Origin of the sequence: Chitinophaga cymbidii (genome assembly GCF_007992715.1) — a bacterium.
Classification (GTDB): domain Bacteria; phylum Bacteroidota; class Bacteroidia; order Chitinophagales; family Chitinophagaceae; genus Chitinophaga; species Chitinophaga cymbidii.
Genome location: NZ_BKAU01000003.1, coordinates 185,719 through 209,523, shown reverse-complemented (window position 1 = coordinate 209,523; position 23,805 = coordinate 185,719). Strand labels below are relative to the sequence as shown.

The following is a 23,805-nucleotide window of genomic DNA, read 5'->3' as shown; positions in this document are numbered from 1 at the left end:
AACCGCACCTGCGGTGACCTCCGTAGATGTACCCGCCAATGGCTATTACAGCACCGGGGAACACCTTGATTTCACCGTGCATTTCAGCGAAAATGTTGTTGTCAACACCGGCGGCTCGCCGGGGATCAGTGTGACCATTGGTTCCGCTTCCGTAACAGCGGCCTATACCGGCGGTTCCGGAAGCAACGCCCTCACCTTCCGTTACACCGTGCAGGATGGTGATCTGGACATGGACGGCATTGCGTTAGGTGGCAACCTGGAACTCAATGGCGCCTCCATACAGGATGCCGCGGGCAACGATGCACTGCCGGCATTGAACAATACCGGTAACACCAGCGGCGTATTTGTCAATACCATTGCTCCCACCGTTGTGCTTTCCGGTACACCATCTGCCAATGCACCGTTCACACTGACAGTTACATTCAGCGAAGCGGTAACAGGTTTTGCATTAACGGATTTCACCGCTACCAATGCTACCCTGAGCAATCTGCAAACTTCTGATAATATCTCCTACACGGTACTGGTAACACACACCGCAAACGGAGCAATCAGCGTACCGGCCAATGTTACGGTGAACATCGCAGGGAACGGCAACCAGGCATCTAACGTGATCAACTATACGTACGATGGAACCGCACCTGCGGTGACCTCCGTAGATGTACCCGCCAATGGCTATTACAGCACCGGGGAACACCTTGATTTCACCGTGCATTTCAGTGAGAATGTTGTTGTCAATACCGGTGGCTCACCGGGCATCAGCCTGACCATTGGTTCCGCTTCCGTAACAGCGGCCTACACCGGCGGTTCCGGCACCAATGCCCTCACCTTCCGCTACACCGTGCAGGATGGAGATATGGACATGGACGGCATTGCGATCGGCGGCAACCTGGAACTGAACGGCGCCACCGTACTGGATGCAGCAGGCAATAATGCCTTGCCGGCATTGAACAACGCCGGCAACACCAGCGGCGTATTCGTCAACACCCAGCGCCCCAATGTAACAGTGACCACCACTTCCGCCGGTCGCGTGAACACGCCGGCAACCGTAACACTTACCTTCAGTGAGGCGGTTAGCGGACTGGATGCGACGGACATCAATGTTACCAATGGCGCGGCCTCCGGCCTGCAAACGGCAGACAACATCACTTACACAGCGGTTGTAACGCCCGCCGCAGACGGCGCCGTGAACGTAAGCCTGCCGGCTGACATGGCAGTGAACATCGCTGGTAATGGCAACAATGCGTCTAATACCGTTTCTTTCACTTACGATGCTACTGCCCCGGTAATCACCGCCGGCCAAAGCTTTAGCGTCAACCAGTACAGCCCAACAGGCACTGAAATAGGCCAGGTTGCGGCCACTGCGGGCGCAGATGCCCTGCAGAACTGGACCATTGCCACAGATGGCGCTGGCGGTGCATTGGAAATTACGGCCACGGGTATGCTGCGCGTGAAAGATGTGAACCTGCTCGGCCCACTTGGCGGCACCACCATTACGCTGGGTATTACCGTAAGTGACGGGCTGAATACCAGCGCCGCCATACCGGTGACCATACAGGTGACCTACGTGAACCAGGCGCCCACGCTGGACCCTGTTGCGAACGTGAGCCAATGTCCGGATACGGAAACACATACCATTCAGCTCACCGGCGCCTCCGCCGTAGAACCGGACCAAACGTTTACCATTGCCGCTACGGCCAGCCAGGACGTATTTGATCTGCTGACCGTAAACGCTTCCAATGTACTGAGCTATCAATTGAAAGCCGGCACCGCGGCAGGTAATATAACCGTTACCGTTACTATAAAAGACAATGGCGGTACGCTCAACGGCGGCACAGATACCCTGCGCCGTACATTCACGGTAACCGTAACCAACCCGATCGCGGTGACCATTACCAGCGATAAAGGCACCAGTGTTTCCAAAGGAGACATTGTAAGGCTCACCGCTTCCGGCGGCGCTGCTTATCAATGGACGGATGCAGACGGTATTATCAGCGGACGGCAGAGCGCTGTACTGGAAGTGAGGCCGCAGGCCAATATTACCTACGAGGTAACCGCCACGAACGCCGCCGGCTGTACCGGCACCGGCAGTATCAGCATTGCCGTGGTGAACGACTTTAAAGTAGACGCCACTAACATATTAACTCCCAACGGTGACGGGCGCAACGACCGCTGGGTGGTCCGCAACCTGGACAGCTACCCGAACAACGAAGTGAAGATCTTTGACCGCGCCGGCCGCATGGTGTACCAGCGCAGGAACTACAGCAATGAATGGGACGGCACCCTCAACGGCAGCCCGCTGGCAGAAGGTACCTATTATTACATTCTGACCATTAACGGCGGCGAGGCTACGGCCAGGGGTTACATCACCATTGTACGGGACAGTAAATAATCTATTAAATGTTGAGCAGGATGAAAAAATTTATAACAACACCGATATATACACGCTTCTTTTATATGCTGCTGCTGGCAGCGGGAAGTATCAGCCAGGCCGCTGCCCAGAGCCTCGGCGAAGCGCCTGCATTATTACAACCTTCGGGTACGCAGTGGTATCAGAACCAATATCTCGCTAACCCGGCTATGGCCGGCGTAGATTCCGGCATGCACATCAACGCGGCCTACCGCCGGCTATGGAATGGCATGGAAGGCGCGCCGAAGACCGCTTTCTTTACAGCAGACGGTGTAGTGACGGGCCGGGTTGGCGCGGGTATCAACGTGTTCAACGATCAGGCGGGGCTGATCAACCGCACCCGCGTAGGACTTACCTACGCTTACCACCTGCCGCTGGGCGCCCGCGGCCAGCGATTGCATTTCGGGCTTTCATTCGTTTTTAATGTGCACCGGCTGAACTATGAGCATGTAGACGGTGATGTAACAGATCCCTCCCTCGCTGCTTTCAACCGTCGGGATGATTATTTTGAAGCGGAATACGGCATGGCTTATACAGACGGCCCCTGGACCCTGCAGGCCGCCATTCCCAATGTGCGCGCCCTTTTCACCGGCGAAGACCGCGGCGTGAACGGCGGCGGCGTTTTCTTCACCGCGGCCTCCTACCGGTTTACACTTCCCGGCGCTATCAGCCGCATTGAACCTAAAGTGGGCTACCGCGGGGTAAGGGGATATGACAATATACTGGACGCTGGCGTGCAGATCAGCTTCCTCAACAACGTGGCCAGTGTAATGGGCATGTATCATTCATCCCAAAGCGTAACGGCGGGCCTTGGCTTCAACATCATGAAAACAGTGCAGATACAGGCGTTATACAACGCACAAACAGGTGGTATTCAAAACAATATAGACGGCGCTTTTGAAGTAGGCGCTACCATTGATCTGTTTCGCAGGCGATAAAGATATTTCCGGTCAGGCATTGATCTTAATGTGAACTAATTTTAATAAATTGCTGATGATGCATAAGACATAAGCTACTGATGACTGCATAAGACAATATCTCAATCATAACCCGAAAGATTTCTTATTTAAACCCACATACCCGCTATGGCCCTACTATCCGACACATCCATTGGCAGTACCGGCACTCCAGGCCCCACTGGTACTTCCGGCAGCACCGGCATTATTGGTCCAACCGGCCCGCAGGGTCCTACTGGTCCTCCCGGTGCCACTGGCCCGCAAGGCAGCGACGGCATTCAAGGTTTTCAGGGCGCTACCGGCTTGCAGGGCGTAACCGGCCTGCTGGGCGCAACGGGCATCCAGGGTGCTACAGGCACTTCCGGTGAGCGTGGCGTGCAGGGCGTAACCGGTTTTCCCGGCACTACCTGGAGCTATGCTATCATGAATGGCCTTACCGGCCCCCTTGGTCCGCAGGGCGTAACGGGAATACAGGGATTCCAGGGCGTAACAGGGTTGCAGGGTATAACGGGATTCGCGGGCGCTACAGGGCCGGATGGCATACAAGGTGTAACGGGAATAGCAGGGTCCACTGGGCCGCAGGGTACCAGCGTTGCCGGCCCCACCGGACCGCAGGGTCCAACCGGCGCTGAAGGCATACAAGGCGTAACAGGATTGGCGGGCGCTACCGGTGCGCAAGGCACCAGCGTTCCCGGCCATACCGGACCTCAAGGCCCAACCGGCGCTGAAGGCATACAGGGCGTAACAGGATTGGCGGGTGCAACAGGCGCACAAGGTACCAGTGTTCCCGGCTCCACAGGGCCACAGGGCGTACCCGGCGTTACCGGTCTTGCAGGCCCCACCGGCCCGGAAGGGCTGCAGGGCGTAACAGGTCTGGCAGGCGCAACCGGCGCACAAGGCACCAGCATCTCCGGCCCTACGGGACCGCAAGGCGCAACCGGGGTTGCAGGCGCCACCGGCCCCGCAGGCGGCGGCGGCAGCGCTGGTGTGGCAGGCATTATCGCCGGTCCCATCGACATTCCCTATAGTACCAACAGCTTCCAGCTCACCGGCTCTTCCATTACGCTGCCACCAGGCACCTACGCCGTGATCGTTTCCATGTTGATGCGCGTATTGCCCTATGCACCCGCCAATTCAGCGTTCTGGCTGCGAACCTCATTTGCTGGCACGACCAGCGGGCCCTTGTCCCCTTCCACCGACATCGTTGGTTCCTATCTCATCAGCGGATGCCTGGGCGGCTCCGCTACGTTCAGTACCGTGTCGGGTTTGCTGATCATCAACAACTCCTCATCCTCCAATAAAACTTACTACTACATTGCCGGCAACTGCCAGGTGGAAAATACCACGCAAACATTATCGCAATTTGGCGGAGGAGCATGGAATGAAGACAACATAGCCGCGTTCAGATTGTAACACCCTTTCCGGGAGAACTCTGTAAACCCGTTTTCAATGAAGTACACGCCGTTTGATAATACCAGTTTGTTCCTTCCCTCGCCCCTGCCCGAATCGGTCACCAGCGGCTATTACCTGCCGGGTGATACCACACCCCCTGCGGAGATTTCGCTGGCAGACAGCTGGGATGCTTTCAAAGGATATTATTTTTTCCTCTCCACGCCCATTGCAGCAGACAACACCGATGCGTTGAAAACTTTGCAGGAGCAACTGACCGCCGAAGCTTCCCTGCAAAACCCGCTGCATACCGGCGCCTGCTGGCTGCTGAACGGAACCACCCTTACCGTGCAGGCTCTCCTGCAAACCGGTACAGACAGTGGCAATGTAAGCATTCAGACTGCCGTTGATCTTGGTTTCGGCACTTACCAGCTTCCGTTGTTTGAAGGAGCGGGCATCGTGTTTCAGCCGGAAGGTGTGATATGCGCAGGGTACCCCGTTGTACCGGGAGCGCAGGCCGCCGCTGCGGAGAAAAGTTTATCCATCACCGTTACAGGCGAGCAGGCTGGTGTATTAACGGGGGAAGTGATGATCAGCGATTTTTCTAACGATATCTATGCGGGATGGTCTGCCGGCTTCCGGTATAACATGCCCAATCCCGCCACGGGCGTACCATGCAGCCAATACTACCCGCTGTTCAACAACCAGCCTGCAACTTACTGGCTCCTGGATGTTCACTGGGACCCGCTGCATCCGCTGGACGACAGCCGCTCCTACATGGCCTTCACAGGCATTTCTTTCGGACTGCAAAAAATAACCGGGGAAGAAGACCGCTTTGAAATAATACCGGCAACAGGCGCCACACTTGACAGCTGGTGGCGTACGATATACGGCCAGCCGGTTACCCTGCGCCCCGTTACGAACGGCGCCAATCCCGCGCAACTGGTGTTCCAGCTGTATGCGGACCCGGAGAAATCGCCCGCATACTACCTTGCTCCCAAAGGAGCTTTTGAATTGCAGGCGGAACCCGGCGATGATGGCGTATGTCAATTGCTGCCAGGCCTCTCCGGCACGGAAAGCCTGCAGTTCACACCGGGAGATCATATCGTTTTCTATCCCGGCAACGCTGCCAATGCGCCAAGCGGACTGGCCAGCCAGGAGCTGAACAATACCTACACCGCTTCATACGCCTTTATAGAAGCACGCACCGCTGCCGCCGTAGTGTATTCCGCCGCTCCGCCGGTGGCCAGTCTCTACCAGGCATCTGCCACCAGCGGGCTGCTGGGGCCGTTTTATGCGCCCTCCGCGCAATTACCGGCAGCCGGCAGCGATACACTATGTTTCCCGATGACGCCGTACGCCGGCATCAGTACTGTACAGGCTGACGCTTTTCCGCCGGAGTATCTCGCCTCTTTTGAAAGCAGCCTGCTGGGCACAGCAAGAGAACAGAAAATGGCAGCGATGCCTGTACCCACCGGTAGCCAGGTTACGGCAGACCCCGTAACCACTACAACACCGCAGGGGCTGCTGGCGACCATATCAGGTATGCAGTGGCAGGAAGTATTGCTCGCGCTGAACACCGAGCTGCCGGTCAACTTCCGGTTCACCAACCTGCCCGCCGCGTTGCGCAGCGCATTCCAGACCGAAGATCTTTTTCTCGTTATATCCGATGCCGGCAATATCGGTACGTTCGATAATGCGCTGTCAATCGAAGGATGGGAGTTTAACGTAAACGTTCCCACCCGCGACCCGGATAAAGACCCGGAACAGAAAAACATACTCATACTCAAATTCAGGAAAGGCGCTATCACAGACCTGATCACCAACACCACGCAATGGACCGACGGTGTTACTTTCAACTATGACGCCGACCAGCTTACCAGTACGCAGACCTGGCTGATGGAATATTGTACGGAAGCGACAGACATGGCGAAAAACAATCCTCACTTCGCCAGTTTCGCCAACATCATACAGGACCCTGAGTGGTACGGCATCCTGGCGCTCCGCACAGATATCAGCCTCGGCAATTTTCCACCCGACCTGCGCGGACTGCTGGGGGCTATGGACCTCACAAGATTCTATGCACATCACGTGGGCGTACAGGTCAGCTTTGTACAGGAAAACAGCAGCAACACCACGCAACCGCTGGCGCTGAAAAAGAGCAACCTGTTCGGCCTCATCAGCTACATCGATCCTGCCTATCAGCAAACGCAGGGCGGCGGCACCGCGGCAACCACAGGTCTGCGTGCTTTTGAAGCGGGCCAGAACAGTGTGGACAATGTATCATACGCCTACAAGGTACTGGTGTTGCAGGTAGTCTTCGCCAATTCCGTGCTCATCAACTTCAACAGCAAGCTGGAACTGACCGCGCGCAAATGGTTTGAAGAGGCGGCCTCGCTGAACGTGCCTGACAGCGGTGACGATGATGACGAAACTACGGAACCCGCCAACTACGCCATGATCTTCAACGGCCACTACGAAAACCAGGACGGTCACCGCACCTACACCTTCCTGACGCAGCAGGACCTGACCTACCAGTATTTCCTGACCAGCAAGGTGCTGACCTGCATCGAGTTTGTAAAGGCGCAGTTTCAAACCATTTCCAGCGTGGCATCCACTACCCTTCCCGGCACAGACGATGTAAAAGCCAGGTTCACATTTTACGGCTATCTCAACTTTTCGCAGCAGGAGAAATTCGACTGCTTCTCATATGGCTCCGAAAAAGGGCAGGAAACACAACATAACAGGGGCCTGTATTTCAGCAACCTCTGCCTGGACGTTTCCTTCTCATTGGATACAGCCGCGAATACCACATCCGGACTTGAAATTGTGCTGAACCCGGATAACGTTTCGTTTGACCAGTCTCTCAGCACCATCCGCAACAATAGTTTTGCGGCCGCCTTCCCCGTGAGCCCCAATGCCATTCTGCGCGGGTCCGGCGACAACACGCCTAAAAAACTGCGGTACCTGCAGGTGGTGCCGCCCCCTGATTTCAGCACAGCGGGCTTGCAGCCGGTGTGGTACGCCATCAATTTTGACCTGCACTGGGGCGGCCCCGGCGCGCTGGCCAGCCAGGCGGGATTCATTCCGCAACTCATGCTGGCCTGGAGCCCCGGCGCGGCAAGTGTGAACGTGGAAATATTTGTGCGGCTTCCCGGCGCCGGCAGCGGCAATACCTTCAGCATACAGAACGTGCTGAAACTGTCTGCCGGCCCCTTCCAGCTGAAGCAGGTAGAACATGGCGGCGATAAGATCAGCTATAATTTTTTCCTTTTAAACCTTTCTCTCAGCCTGTTCGGCGTGAAACTACCGCCGGCAGGAAATACCAACCTCGTGCTTGTTGGCGATGCAGAGCAACCGGGCTCCCTGGGTTGGTACGGAGCGTACATAAACAAATAAATTATGAGACCAGTACTTACAAATGGAAATCCTACGTACCAGGTACCACCCACGATGGTCACTTATACGGCCGCTATCATAGCCGGGTTGGCGGCGAACGGCGTTGGGCCGGTGGCAGGCAATAGTACTTTCAATACGGCTGCTGTAAGGGGTGTTGCAGCGGGACTCACATTTGTCAATCACGGCGCTGCTCAATGGGGCAACCTTCTCCCGGTAAACAAAGCTTTCATGAAGGCTTTGATCAATTACTTCTCGGAAAATGCCACCATGAAGTACGGCAATGCCAGGGGCTCGCTGATTGACAACTACGGACAATACTGCGCCTATTGCGGTACGCCTGTTCAGGATACGGCACTGGCAATAGAGCACTGCCTGCCCAAAGCAGAATTTCCCTCAGAAATGCTGAACTACACTAATTTTTTCCTGTCCTGCCCCTCCTGCAATTCTTATAAAGGTTCCAATCCTACTTATGTAACATCCTATCAGTTTGCAGCGGCTAATATTGCCAATCCGCCCACCTACCAGAATGTGCTGACTGGCGGGATGGTCCGCCAGGTATGGCCTAACTCCGGCATGATATCCTGGCGCGGTCTTCCTCCGTATCTTTACGATGTTACCAATAATTTAATCCTTGTCCCCGCCGTCGCGGAGAACCTCACCAACAGGCAGGTAAGCGTTGTACAGAATACCGTGCAGGCCAATATTGCAGGATACGCCCAGCCCATCACCGTGGCCGCCCTGGTAACCATCTCATTCAGCAATCCGACGGAGCAGCTGCGGGAAAACAACTTCCTCAACATTGTTCAGCTGAATGCCTACCAGCCCAACGTGTACTCAGACAGGCGGGTAACCAACCGCACCATTGCGTGGCTGAACGTATTGTTATCCCTTTCCAACCTACAGGCCTTCCAGGTAGGGTCTCAGGGCTGGCTGCTCATGTTGCAGCAGATATTCATTACGGCAAAGAATGCCGGATTCTTCGAAATATGGTCATGGCTGTTTTATCTTATCTCACCGCCTAATGTGCAAAACTCCATTTACACCTATTTCAGAACGGCCTCCACGAATCCGAATCAGCAGTTCTATTATTTTCCGGGTACTAACATCAACGATCTGCCCACACAATAACTAACGCTATGAGACCTGTCAATAAAATACCGCCGGCATACCTCCGGGAACTCTCCGCCACCGGCAGCGAACAGCAGCGCGGCGCCATTCATCACGCGCTCATCGAATCGCTCGGCAATTATTGTTCCTACTGCGAAATGCCGCTTAGCGACTATCACATTGAACACCTGCGCCATCTCGCGGAATGGCCGGAGCAGCTTTCTTTAGACCAGTGGGATGACCTGCTGCTTATCTGCAACGATTGCCGCAACCACATCCGCATGCCCACGCTCAATGCCACGAGCGCCGCAGCCATCCTTTGGCCGGACAAAGACAGTACCTTTTCACTCGTCAACAGTCCATTCCAATACGAGTTGCGTACCGTAAAATATCTGGTGATGGATGAAGGCAACAAGGTATCTGAAGAAACAAAAGACCTCGTATTTGTAGTACCCAACCGCGATGCAGGACAAACGTTGTACGAGAAAGCATTCAACACCATCGCCCATTTTCAGCTGAACATGCAGTTGGAATTTTATAACGAAAACACCGGCGAACTGCGTGTACCCCTGGCCGTACATGCAGAACGGAGCGACAACCGCATGTTCAAAAGAACGGCCGCCTGGATGGAGGCGCATGACAGTGTGAAACGCCTACGGGAACTGGAAGGGCATGCCGCCAACGGACCCGGTGATCCCGCCCTGCTGCGCCGCATGTTCATTCAACAAATTGCGATGACGGCCTGGTACAGCGGCAACTGGTCGGTTTGGATGACAGTATTCTACCAGCAGACGGAAGACCTGGACCTCTTGCGGACGGCCTTTGCCGGGAACATACATGAATTCTCAGGTCTGCGGAACGATAACGACGCGCTGTTCAGCATCTAACAAGCAACCCTATGAGCAAGAAAAAACGCCCTGTTATATTGGAAGTTAATCCACGCATCCAGCAGTTGCAGGAAAAGATTGCAGCCAGCAACGCCTTTAGCAAAGACTCCATCCAGGCCAGCAATATTACTGACCTGTTCAAAATTTTGCTGAACCAGGATTCCGTTACCCTCACGGCACCCGTGTTCAGCAACCCTGATGACAATGCTTTGCAGGTAACCGCCGTGGCTGCCCTGTTTTCTCAACAAATAAAAATAACAGCCGTTTTTGTTGCAGACGATGAGGATGTACTCTCCCTCACCATGAACAGTTTTGAAGATACCAGCATGCTGCTGAGTGCCATTTACCAGGCCGGCCTGGTGCCCGGTGGCAGCACGGAAGGATACATTCCCGCCGTGAACATCGGCGGTATTTCTTTTGTGCTGGACTCTGATGCCGGCAGCTTCACACTGAAGGGCACCGGTGACCAGTGGACATTCCTGGGGTACACCGGTCTCTATGTTAAAAGTCCCGCGCTCACTTTGGTGAGCACCTTCAAAGACCTTTCACAAAGCTACCAATGGTTTGTGTCCGGCACCCTCACCAGCGATACCGCTACGGTGAATATCCCTTTAACCATCGGCCTGCCCATAGGTTTCACCGGCTGGAGCATCTCCGCCGGCCCGCTTACGCTGGACAATGGCCTCGGCATCATAGATGCCCTCACCGGCATTTCTGTATCAGGCATGCTGCCGGAGGGGTTTACAGACCTGCTCGCCAACATAGAGATCACCGGCTTTTACGCGGGTTTTGATCCCATCAAAAAATCATTGCGCAGCGTTCAGTTGCAGGTACAAACCAAGGCAGACTGGGTGATCGTACAGGACAAGCTGAAAATAAAAGAAGGCATTTCACTGCTGCTGAACGGCTTCCGGATGGAAGACGGCCAGCCGTTGCAGTACTCAGGCTGCATCACCGGCACGGCCGCGGTCAATTACGCCAACCCGGAAGAAGAAGTACAAGCCTCCGCCATCATTCCCATACCACTCTCCGGCGCAGACTGGGCCATTACCCTGGCTAACGATCAGCAGCCGCTCGGCTTCGGCAAACTGGCTGCGCTGGTGCCCGGCGTGAAGGACTTCCTGCCGCCCGGCATGTATGAAAAACTGAACGAGATCATACTGGAATACCTCACCATCAAGTTCAAATTCAGTGATGGCTTTTCGTTTACCAATATTGCCTTTTCCATCTATTCCGCCACGCCCTGGCAGTTGCCCGCGCTGCAACAGGCTATCTACCTGGATAAAGACTTCAGCCTGGCGCTGAACGTGCCACTGCCCTACGCGGCGGCCACCATGTCCGGAAAGATTGCGGGCGTGATACAGATAGACAGCGGGAATATTTCCATCCCCATTTCGCTATCCAAAACACCCGTTACAGAAAACTGGACGCTGCAGGTCACCTCAGACGAAATCCCCCTGCCTTCCATCAGTTCACTGTCTGGTTTCATGGGCGGCGGCATACTGGACACGGCCTCCCCTTCAGGATTGATGAAGGTGGGCAACTTTGCGATCTACGACCTGGAACTGATCTGGATCTTTGGCACCGTATCCAAATTGCAACGCTTCGCGTTCACGATCAGCTCTACGCCGGAAACGCCTGCGTGGAACCTGGTGCCGGGGTATTTTGAACTGACCGAGCTGTTTGTGTCCATCGCCATCGAGAACCAATCTGTAAGCGATAAAGACATTTCCGGTAGTATAGGTGCTACCGTTACCTGGGTGCTGAACAAAAGTACCAACAGCAAACTGGTGCTGTTCATGCTCGCAACCAAATCATCTTCCGCCGCGCCCTGGAAATTCGCCGGCAGCCTGAAAGAAGACCTGGTGCTGAAAGACCTGCTGATCGCGCTCCACACACCCGCGGCGGTAGTGGACCTGCTGCCCAACCTGAAAGTAACGCAGTTCGATCTTTCCATTGAACCCACCTCCGGTTCGTTCTCCATAGCTACGGCTATTGCCCCTGTAGATACCTGGACGATCCTGACCATTGGCTCGCTGAATGTGAACATGGAAAACATCGGCTTTGAGGTGCAGAAATATGCGGAGAACCTGGAAATGTCTGCCAGCGGCACCTTTACACTGGTAGCTACCAAAAAGACTTCCACCGTTCAGCTTTCCGCGGGTTATAGCAATAAAGACTGGAACTTCTCCGGCACCTACGACAACACCACCGGCGGAGGCATTACCATCAATGAAGTGCTGGCGGAGTATATCACCGGCATAGACAGCGCATCCATCCCGCAACTGAAAATACTGAAAGTGCTGGTGGCCATCGTAAAAGGCACAACGGCTACCAGCACCACTTACAATACTTTCCATTTCGTTTTCTCCGGTGAGCTGACCCTGCTGGACAAACTGCTCATCCAGGCTAATATAGACGTAAAGTACGATTCCCGGAATACTACCAGTCCGTATGAAGGCACACAACTGCAGGGGCTGGTGAAATTCGGCGGCATATCTTTCACCGCCATTGCGAAATACAGCGCGGGCCGGTTCAGCAACTATGAGTTTCTGCTCACGTTCATGCATGTGGTGGCAAAAGCCACCGTGGAAGATACGGCCACCACTACTACCTTCCGCTTCAACCTGACGTCTACCAATATCAACAAGCCGCTCACACTCGGAGATGTTATTGCGGCCCTCATAGAAGCCGCCACAGGAGAGGCGCCGGTAATACCCGCACCCTGGAGTTTCATCCTGAACATCTCCATCAATAACTTCGGTTTCCTCTTTGTGCTGAACAAAACCACCAACGCTAAAACCGTGGGGCTTACCTGGCAGCCCAAGATCAATCTCGGCTTTATTGTGATCGATGAACTGAGCCTGCTCTATTCTCCGGGGCCGGACGGCAACAACGGCCCGGTAGAGTTCCGTGTTACCAAAGGGACCTTCCTGGGCATGCCCATTGACGAGCTGCCCCAACAGCAGCGGCCGGACTGGGATTTGCGGGACCCCAGCAAAGCGCCGGCAGTACCCGGTTTCGGAGACAGCTCCTTCAAGCTGGAGTTCCTCGGCCTCGGCAACCAGGTAGCCATCAAACAGAAAACACCGCCTGCTTCTGTTACACAGGCCATCACCAACCTCGCGGAAGCTTTCAATACCAACGGAGGCGCCAAGCTGCCGCCTGAACTGTATTTCGACAAGAATTACGGCATTCTTTTCGGTGCACAGTTCATTGTAGTCAAATACATTCACCTCGCCGTTGTATTCTACGATCCGGTGATGTACGGCATTTCAATCAGCGTCAAAGACGGGAAATTTAAAGACCTCTATTTTGAGATCCTTTACAAAAAGGTGAACGACAATGTAGGTGTGTACCAGATAGATCTTTCGCTGCCTGATTTTGTGCGGCAGCAGCAGTTTGGCGCGGTGGCCGTTACTTTGCCGTCCATCTCGCTGTCAGTTTACACCAACGGAGATTTTACCATAGACATGGGCTTCCCGAAAAACGCGGACTTCTCCCGCTCTTTCGGACTGGAGTTTTCCATATTCACCGGCGCCGGCGGATTCTACTTCGGAAAGCTGAGCAACGACACCGCCACGATGGTGCCCAAAGGAGACGGGCAGTTCAATCCTGTTATCATTTTCGGCATCGGCATACGGGCGGGACTTGGTAAAAGCCTGAACAAAGGCCCCCTGAAAGCCGAGCTGAGCCTCACCATACAAGTGATACTGGAAGGCGTACTCGCCTGGTACAAGGCCAACCCGCCCGCACAGGCCGGCAACGAGGTGCTGTATTTCAGGTTGCAGGCGCAGGCCGCGCTGGTAGGCCGCATATACGGAGAAATTGACTTTGTGATCATCAGCGCTTCCCTGGATATTATGGTGCGCATCATGCTGCAACTGGTGCTGGAATCCTACCGCCAGTCACTCGTTACCTTCACCGCCGAAGTATATGCTTCCATCACGGTCCGCATCAACCTTGGCCTCTTTAAGATATCTATCAGCTGCTCTTTCAGAACAGGCATTACAGATACATTCACCATCGGTTCCAACGAAAAAGCGCCCTGGGATACCGGGCAACTGGCAGACCGCAGCGCTTACTTCACGCCGCTGGATGCGCCGCTGCCCGCCGAGGTTCCCAAAATGGTATGGTCTGCCCCGCTGGACTATCCGGCGGAGCAACTCAACCTGCTTTTCATACCACAGGTGTCGGTAAAATATGATGCTGCCGCCGCTCAACACAAACAGGCGGTTGCCGCTTCCCTCCTCTTTGTGCAGAACGCGCCCGGCACGGCAGACAGCAGCGCATTCACCGTACTGGCAAGAGCCGTGCTGGCATGGGTGTTCAACGCCTACTTTGCCGGCAAGGATGTGAAAGATGAAAAGATACTAGACCAGCCTGTGACCATCGAAGATGCCAACGCCATATACAATTATTTTGACCAGCCTGAAATCGCCACCGGCGCGAAAGACGCATTCCAGGTAACGGACCTGTATGATTATCTTTTTGCAAAAGCGTTCACATCCGTGAACATTAGCACGGCGGATGGCAGTGCGCAGCAAATGCTGGAAGATGCAGATACGCAGGTGGCATTTTTCCCCATCATCCCGCTGCTGGCCATGACCATCAACGGCGGCACACCGCTGGAGTTTTCGGATTATAACGAATGTGATACGGCGTACCTGGAACGCATCCGGCAATATTTCAGGGAGATGCAGGTACAGTACGAAGAAAGACCGGCAGGCACCCAGGCCCGCACCGCCACCGGTCTTACGATGGCGGAGTTCCTGTTCATCGACTATTTTGTGATGATGGCCAAAACCGCCATGCAGGATGTGATCAACGGTTTCAAGCAAACAACGCTGGTAGCCAGGGCGGATGACAGCTTTGCTTCCATCGCCGCCCGCTATAAAAGTTACGGCGCCACCCCCGCTGCCCTTGCCGCGGCCAACAGGCATCAGCCACTGAAAACTTCCGCCAGTCTTCACATTCCCGCCTTTAACTACCGGTTACGGCACAACGAAACGCGGGAATCCTTTGCCGCGCAACTGCCCGTTTCCGATATTGTGCTGCAGGAAGCAGGCGGCACCGTATCCGTACCGTCCTTCCTGTACACCATTCCGGAGAAGAACGTCAGGCCGGTCACCCTGCGTAGCATTGCCGCGCGTTTTGGTGTGAGCGTGGAAGCGCTGGCGTTTTATAATGCAGACCAGCCAGGCATCTTTGAAGAAGGCACCCGGCTGCTCCACGCCTTTACGGACACCAAAACAGTGCAGCAAATACTGGACGAGCTGCAGAACGGCGCGCAATTCCAGCTGGCTAACCTCGCCGGCGTGGTGAGCCGCTTCTTCCTGCACGGGCTACGCATACCTAAAGCCGCAACCGGCGACGACAGGATCGCCCTCTACGAAGGCACGGGACAGCAATTCAACCTCACCGGCACCGTCACGGATCAAAGCGTGGCACTGAACGTAACAGCCGGAAGTCCCGCCTGGCTTAAACTGGGAACCGGCACAGAAGTAACGTTCAGCTTCAGCCAGGATATGGCAAATGCCGTTGCAGAGCTGACAGGTTCAGCCTATGTACCCGGCATCACCCTCCACAAGCAGGAAGATGTGAAACGTTACCGCCTGCAACCGCGCACCTTTGCGCTGGCCACCAGCTTTACGTGGCAGGCGCCCGACACACAAGTACTGAAAACCACCCTGGGAGATACTTTCATCTGGGCTTTCCCGCCGCAATTGCAAAGCTATCTCAGTACTTATCCGTCCATTCCCTACCAGTTGCTCCTGCAATCTGCCAACACGGCTTTCAGTCAAACCGCGCCCACGCCTGTCGCGCCCATGTACTGGAGCACTTTTGTGACCGTGAACCTGCGCCGCGTGCCGGACTCCGCCACGCCGGGCAGTTATGCAGACAACATCTACCTCGTAGACGGCTGCGGCGAAAGCGACGGTCAACTGCTGCAACAGGTGCTGCTGGCCGGCAGCCCCGCCATTACCAATCTCGACATACTTTTTGCAGACAACAGCGCCAAACCGAATAACGGCGAAGAAGTGCGCGGGTTGATTTCCAACAGTCTTACCAGCTACACGACCTTCCTGCTGCAAACCAATTTTTCTACCGTATCCAACCCCGGCCTTGCAGCCGATGCCGTGCCCCTGGCCGCGTCTAACCTGGAAGGGATGGATGCGTTCACCTTTCTCACTTACCTGTGGGAATGTTCCATTGTGCGCTCCGGTGGTTACTACCTTCACTACCGCACCAGCAGCGGCGGCGGTTTACCGGCATTCATATTTGATGAGGACGGCATCGGCGCCATCAGGGTACTGGTATCTTACAACATCCCCATACACGTAGATTCAGAAGGATATGTGTTGCCGCCGTACGTTAACAGCGCCGTACTGGATACACCGGTAGATCCGCAACAGGACACTTTACTGGCCGGCATCGCCCTCACCGCCGAGCAGAAAACCACGTTCGATCCCATACTCCAACAAATTCAGGCAACCATTCTGCCCGGCACAGGTATGTTCAGCGGCAAGCGGGATAACCCGCAAATACTGCGGGCGGCTACACTTGGAGAAAGCGCAGACCAGCAGCTCAGCGAACTGTTTCAGTTGATGGAGTACCGCATACTGGCCACCACCGGCGTGTTCAGGCAATCCAACTACGCCCTGCCCACAGGCCCGCTGGATACAGATGAGAGCGCTGTAAACTGTATCAGCCGGCTACCTTCTCCCATGCAAACCACTACCTGGAATTACGGCGCCGTGCTGCCGGTATTTCCTTTTACGGACAACGGAGGCGCCGGGCCGGTACAAGACCCGTACGCCGCCAACGGCAAAACCGCCACCGTATATTTTAACTTTCTCGATATTTTCGGGAACACGCTTGCAGAAGAAGGCGCCAGCCAGATCACGCAACAGCTCACACCGGGCTATACAGATCCTGTGATAGGTGTAGACCAATGGATCAATGTAGCCAGAACATATAAAATAGCCACAGACACCACCAGCAAGCCAGCGCTCAGCATAGCGCTGAGCTTTGATGTACTGCGATACGTGAATGCAACAGATCCAAAGGCACTGGCCACGCAGGACCTGAAGCAGTACCGGCAGGTGGCGCTTCAACTGGCGCAGGAGGGCGTTACCGCCGCAGTGGAATGCAGCATTGGTACACTGGAAGCCCCGGCTGCCACGCCTTTGGACACCCTGCAGCAATACGTGGCGGCTATTATCAGCTACCTGGAACAAGTACCCGCCACGCCACCGGCAGACGACGCGCCCATCACCACCACGCTCACCTGCGGCATCGACGCCGCGCAGCTCAATGCGGCGCTCATCTTCCAGTTGTCTGTATCCATCAACATTACCCGTACAAAATATATCGATCCGCAGTTTGAACAGGAAGCGGCTATTAAAAGCGCCACTACCATCATTCCGCCGGACCTCTATCATGGTACAACCGCCAGCGAGACCGCATTATCTGTTTTCGCCACCGCGCTGGAACAGGCATTGCCGGTGATGAAGGTGGCCGTGGGCGCACCGGACAATCAGGCCACAGTCAAAAGCGTTGCAGACGGCAACAACACAACACCCAAAGATATCTGGCTGGTGAGGTTTGCCAATGGTACAGATGCCGGTATCAGCTTTACGGTGAACGCAGCGCCGGTGAGCTTTGGCATCAAACCGCTTTCCACTACGCTCATATCCCGGCCTGACGAGACCAACACAAGGCCCGTGCCGCTGCGTGCCTACACTTCCGGGAAATACTTAGGCAATGAAACCGTTCAGAACAAAGCTTTTGCCGGCATTGACATGGAGGTGATGGCCAGAACGTTCATTTCAACGACAGACACGTTCTTCTCTGCGCAAAGCAGCACGCAGGCGTGGCGGGTGCAGCAGTCCGGCAAGAGCGATTATTTCCCCTCGCCCTTCCAGGCTTTGGAGGATGCCAAGCGCAGTATTGCCAGAGCAGTGCCCACATCGCAACTCACCAATATTCTGCAGGACGCCGGCATTGACGGACTGCCTTCAGCGCAGCAGGCGCTGGAGCAGCAGATGCTCACGGTGATGGGTAACATGTACAAAACAGATGCGGTGATACAGTCCGCCGTAACGGTAACGCAGGGTTTCGATGAGCATGCCGCCAATCTATATGGACAACTTGTTTTTGCGGACACCACCGTGGCGGAGAACAGCTACAGCTTCACACCCGTGAAAGTACCGCTGACAAAAGGCGAACAGCAACTCAACTCGTTCTTTTCCGTGCGGCAGGAAACCGGCACCGCGGGCGCGGGCCAGGACGTTGATCTGATAGACCGGTTCAAAGCAGGGCTAAACCTCCAGATCACCGGCCTTGAACACAACTTCGGTACGCCGCTGAACGGCTACGTACCCTCTTCCTGGCTCACGTTTGCCAATCCCATTTTACAAACGGGAACAGGCAGCGACGCATTGATGAATGCAGACATTCCCGTGCCGCTCAAAGCTTACCCCACAGCGCCATCGCTGATAAATCAGCAGGCAACGCCTTCCGCAGCTACCGGCAACAACGTCGGAGAAAAGCAACCACAAGGCAATACCACCAACAATCTCGAAAAAGCGCTGCTGTGGAATTATACTTTCTCCTACAACTACGTGATAGCCCGGCAGGATCTCATCTATTTGGACATCCAGCTAAACACCGCCAACGCTCCCGGTGCAGCCCTGGCGGATTCCCCGCCGGACCTCTTTGAAGCGCTCATGCAGTTCAATACTACGTATGAGGCTGTGATAGCGGACATCGCACGGGAAGACAGCAACAGCCTGATAGCCCTGCAATCTCTTGCCTGGATGGTGAAACAGGTGGCGGACGCATGGCCCGGCTGGTTCGATCCTCAAACAGCAAACGCTGCCGGCCCAGCTGCGAAGACCCTGAACTACATCATCAAAGAAGAACCGGATGCAGACACCGGCAACCTGTTGATCACCATCCGCTCCGCACAGCCGGGGGTAACAACGGAAGCGCTGCCGCTGGTGACCATCAATGGTTTCAGCACGAAAGAATTTGCGCATGCAGACGGTGAACAGACCTATTATTTTGTGGAAGTAACAGACACAACAGAAACGCCATTGCTTTTCAGCGAACGCAAAAAATTCAGCGAGCGCGGCGTGGTGATCAGGGATAACCATGTATTGATTGATGAAAACGCCTGGGCCGGCGTAGCCGTTCACCGTAACGAAGAGCTGGCCGGACAACCAACGAATAAGGACTTCCGGTACATCACACCCTACATCCGTTTCGCCAATGTTTGTTATCCCAACCTCACCAGCCAGGCGCCCATCAACATAGCGGATTCCACAGCGGGCGCGGGCAGTACTAAAGAAAAGCTGGAAACGCTGCTGGTAAATTTCTTTATTGAATTACTGAAAGCAGACCCGGAAAGAAAGGTGATGCTGCAGATGCAGGCGGGTTATTCTTTTGCCTTGCAGCCCGATGCCCCGGCAGCCCTGCAAGTAGGCCCAACGTTGCCCATTGTGCTGATGACGCCGCTTGAAATTACCGGCAACAGCATAGCTGAAGTGCTCTCGCCTTTGTCCGCCGCCATTCTGAAATGGTTCGGCAATCAGCCTGTGGAGGGTGTGAGTACTACCGGCAACCTTCGGTTCATCGTATCCCTGTTTGCATTTAACAGTGGAGACATGCATCATCCGGTGTTAACGCTGGAAGGCGTGTACCTGCCCACCAACGTGATCGATTTCAGCTGAGCGCTTATCAAACAGGCCGCACCACTGGTCTGCCACGGTGCTCCACGACTGTTGCCATGCCCATTCCCTGGCGCGTTGCAGCAGTTCGTTCTTGCGGGCGGTGTTATGTTGTATGTCCGTCAGCAGCCGCAGCACATATGCTTCAAAGCCTTCGCTGCCGGGCGCCTGTTCCAGCAGCAGGCCCCGGTCTGCCACCGTGCTGTTCAGGCCGGCCAGGTTGCTGCATACGCACAGCGTTCCCGCGGCCTGCGCCTCCAGCGCCGTAATGCAGAATGTTTCTGTGAATGAAGTAGGATATAGCCAGATATCGCTTCGCAGGAAGGCCAGTGCCAGCTCCCGCTGGCTGACGCGCCCATAATAGAAAACGCCCTCCTGCTGCATCAAATCTTTTATTTCTGCTATCAGCGCGCGTTGCTGCGTATTACCCTGCCGGCGTGCACTGCGCTCCCAATTCTCAAAGCCGTAGTACACATGCAGCGTAGCGCCCGGCAGCGCGGCCCTTATTTTCGGGAAGAGGCGCAGCACTACATCCAGCGAACGGTCGGGACTGGAAGAATAAATGAACCTGTTCTGTTCTTTTTCCACTTGCGGCATGAACCGCTCAATATCTATACCGTTACCGGTGAGTATAAATTTTTCAGGAGGAAGCTGATGATGGGCAGACGCAAAGTTGCGGTGCCAGGGGCTGAGGCAGAATATCCCATCCAGTTCATCCACATTGGCAGACAGCAGGCCAAGATCTTCCGCGTTGCCCATTGCAAACACATCGTGCAGCCAGTAATATTTCTTTCCCGCGCGTACCGGGTGGCGAAGCGTATCCGCGTAGCGGGAAATCACAAACACATCCATATAATGGCGGTCGATAAAATGCCGGAAATTTTCCAGGGCCAGGTACTGCACACCATCTATCATCCCTTCATGGCCTGTGCAGTGGCAGCACACCACCACCCGGTATCCCCGCTTTGTCATTTCACGCGCCAGCGCCGCCACCGCCGTTTCCGAGCCACCCATGCCGGTTTCCCGTATGGTGGCCGCGTTCCAGCTTTCATAAGCGTAGCCTGCGTGTATGCAAAGCAGCGGCAACCTGTACTTCTCCCGGAAATATGCATGCGTAGCATCTTTTTCTGACGGGTGAGCGGTGACATAAGGAATGGTGCTCGTGCCCCCGAAATGGAACACAAAACTGTTTTCGTTCACCCTGCTGCGAAGGCCCAGCAGGCCCGCACGGCGGCAGAGGTCCACATCTTCACAGCCGTTGTTGAAACCATCATCCAGCAAACCCGTTTTTTCTATCACCCGCCTGCTGGTGACCGTGCAAAAGAAAGGCACCCACTCCCGCTCATAACGGCGGCGCTGATTGCCCGGCCGGTACGTCCACAGGTCCTGCGGAGAAATGCCTTTTGAAAGATTTTGCCGGTGACGCACCAGCCCTTCGTGCAGGATGTTCACACCCGCTCCCAGCACAAGGTTTCCGCATTGCAGGTCATAGTTGTGCAGGAAGCCGGCATCGCAATTAGATAACGGATTCGAGAATCCCGCACCCGCCTTCACATCTTCCAGCAAGGGCGGCAGCCAGCCGTCCGACACGATCACATCATCATTCATGATGCAGATATAAGGCGCTTTACCGGCAGCTATGCCAAGGTTCACCGCCGCGGCGTAATTAAGCCGTTCCGCCTGCATCACCTGAACGTTTTGCGGCAGTTGCAGCGGGTGCCCGCCGCTGTTCACCACGATAATATTAAACGGTACCTGCGTACAGGCCATAATGCTGTCAATGCAATGATAGATATGCGGCGTATCGTAGATAGTGGGAATAATGATATCTACCGCCAGTTCATTATAAGTTGCGGCAGACAATGCTTTCCACCATTTGAGCGCCATGTTCTCCGGCCGGCAGGCCATCGCCGTGTGCAGTCCGTTCCGGCGCAGCAAGGCCCTGAGCGCAGGCGATCGCATCTGCAAAATAGCTGTCTCCCATTGTTCCGGGCTGTCTGCTATCAGGCCGTTACTGCCATGCCGGATCACGTCCAGGTAAGCGGGCAGTGGCGCAGCAATTACCGGCAGGCCAAGCGTCATGGCGGTGGTAACTTTATTAGCGGATTTAGCGGGCTGCGCTTCCACGTTTTGCGGTGCGATCACAAAATCGCAGGCGGCAAGATGGTGCTGCCAGTCGTCCAGCGTCCAGTAGCGGTTATGCCCTGGCCCGGTGTGGACCGTTACCAGCTCACAATTATGCCGCAGCAGCAGCGGGCGCAATTGTTCCGCCAGCATGGCATTCTCCGGCATGCCGGCCCAGCCCGCTTTCAGCGGGCCTTCGGTATTTATTTCACTGCGGCAGGTTACCGGCTCTGCCGCATCTTCAATAACGGTAACGGCTACGTTGTAAGGACGCAGCAGGTCTGCCAGCACCGGTGAGCAGCAGATCACTACATCTGCCAGGGTGATCATGGGCAGGTAGTACGGGAAATCGCCGGTATGCGGCAGCAGGTTTTCAGATACATCCAGCGCCACCTGTTTGCCGGCAGCCTTCATTTCCTGCATGACCTGGTATTCTTCACCGGTAAAGGCCCGGAAGAAAATGACGGTATGATACCTGTACAACTCACCCGCACTATCTGTCATGCAACCCGGTACGCCCATTTCCAGCAGTGTTGCGTGCATGCGCATGGCCCTGATGCGGTATGCGGGAAACTGCGGCGAAACGCTCCTGCCATACCATGCAATGCCCGAAGCAGCCGCCAGCCGTCCGCCAAGGTACGCCCTGTTATGCAACAGGCCCGCATCCCGCGGTTTGTATTGCAACGCCAGCTCATTATACCGCCATGCCTCTTCATACTGCTGCAGCCTGTCATAACAAAATACGAGGTAGAGCGATGGTTTGATGGTGTAGAGTGCGGTATTTACGGGGCTCAGTACATCGGGCAGGCCGCGCAGGCATTGCCGGAACCAGAAAGCTGCTTCTTCGTAGCGGCCTGCGCGGTACGCCAGTTCGCCCGGTACAAAATACGGCTCCGCCCAGCGACCGTCCAGCTCCCTGGCTTTGCGCGCAAACGTTTCAGCGGCCTGCACATGTTCATCATTCATTTCCGCCAGCGAAGCGTGGCATTGGGCCGTGCGGAACAATGCCATTACCCGCTCCTCCTGCCAGGTATTTTCAAATGTGAGGAAGTGGGCAAAGGCTTCAATGGCTTCTTCAAACCGCTGATGGTCGTGCAGTTCGCGGCCAAGGTAAAACCATACCCTGGCATCCGCGGCATAAGCCGGCTGCAAAACCGCCTGCTGTAAAATGGCCAGGTTGCGCCCTTTGTCCTGCTCCATACCCTGTTGCGTTCTGGCATGCCGCACCGGGATATCTTCATATGCATGGCTGCGGTTGTGGATGTTGTGAATAACTTCGTGAACGGGATACTTCCAGGCAAACGTACCATCGTTGCGAACAATACGCTCCCGGTACAGGGTGCAGGCGGTCTGCCCGTACTCGTCCTGGCTGTAGTCATAAGGCAGGAAATACACGTCGGCGCTCAGGCGGTCTTTCAGTGCCAGCAGCGCTTCGCGGCTGTGAGCGTCCAGCACATCATCCGCATCCAGCCAGCAAATGTACTGGCACGACGCCTTGCTGAATGAAAAGTTGCGGGCAGCGGCAAAATCCTGCTGCCAGGGAAAAGCATATACATGAGATGTGAACTGCCTGCAGATAGCTACCGTATCATCGGCAGAACCGGTATCAACAATAATGATCTCGTCCATAACGCCGGTTACAGATGACAGGCAGCGTTGTATCACCTCCTGTTCGTTCTTCACTATCATGCAGAGGGAAATGGTGGGCATACAGGGTGTTTCCAGGAGACATGAAGATAGGGAATTTCAGGGGGAGGGCAAAACCAGGGATAGACACATAAATCAAAAAATTGTAGCATGAA

Annotated in this window: 8 protein-coding genes; 7 read left to right on the top strand and 1 reads right to left on the bottom strand. The window is 55.2% G+C overall.

Annotation, left to right across the window (positions count from 1 at the left end):
* From CCY01nite_RS16400 to CCY01nite_RS16370, 7 genes are all read left to right on the top strand, one after another.
* Positions 1–2,389 (top strand): Ig-like domain-containing protein (locus tag CCY01nite_RS16400; RefSeq protein ID WP_146864073.1); only part of this gene is annotated, 2,389 nt, incomplete at its 5' end.
* 20 nt (positions 2,390–2,409) lie between these two features.
* Positions 2,410–3,345 (top strand): PorP/SprF family type IX secretion system membrane protein, encoded by a 936-nt coding sequence (locus CCY01nite_RS16395; protein ID WP_186831094.1) that lies wholly within the window; start codon positions 2,410–2,412, stop codon positions 3,343–3,345.
* 147 nt (positions 3,346–3,492) lie between these two features.
* Positions 3,493–4,776, top strand: coding sequence for a collagen-like domain-containing protein (locus tag CCY01nite_RS16390; protein WP_146864067.1), 1,284 nt, complete (start codon positions 3,493–3,495; stop codon positions 4,774–4,776).
* Between the two features lie 36 nt (positions 4,777–4,812).
* Positions 4,813–8,151: a hypothetical protein gene (locus CCY01nite_RS16385; protein ID WP_146864064.1), complete on the top strand. Its 3,339-nt coding sequence runs from the start codon at positions 4,813–4,815 to the stop codon at positions 8,149–8,151.
* A gap of 3 nt (positions 8,152–8,154) precedes the next feature.
* Positions 8,155–9,279: an HNH endonuclease gene (locus tag CCY01nite_RS16380; RefSeq protein WP_146864061.1), complete on the top strand. Its 1,125-nt coding sequence runs from the start codon at positions 8,155–8,157 to the stop codon at positions 9,277–9,279.
* Positions 9,280–9,287: 8 nt separating this feature from the next.
* A complete protein-coding gene (locus CCY01nite_RS16375) occupies positions 9,288–10,145 on the top strand; it encodes an HNH endonuclease family protein (RefSeq protein ID WP_146864058.1) in 858 nt (285 codons plus the stop codon).
* A gap of 11 nt (positions 10,146–10,156) precedes the next feature.
* A complete protein-coding gene (locus CCY01nite_RS16370; RefSeq protein WP_146864055.1) occupies positions 10,157–19,882 on the top strand; it encodes a hypothetical protein in 9,726 nt (3,241 codons plus the stop codon).
* On the opposite strand, the gene CCY01nite_RS16365 is transcribed toward CCY01nite_RS16370, so the two are convergent.
* Positions 19,832–23,713: a glycosyltransferase gene (locus CCY01nite_RS16365; RefSeq protein ID WP_146864052.1), complete on the bottom strand. Its 3,882-nt coding sequence runs from the start codon at positions 23,711–23,713 to the stop codon at positions 19,832–19,834. The genes CCY01nite_RS16370 and CCY01nite_RS16365 overlap by 51 nt on opposite strands.
* Between the last annotated feature and the right edge of the window lie 92 nt (positions 23,714–23,805).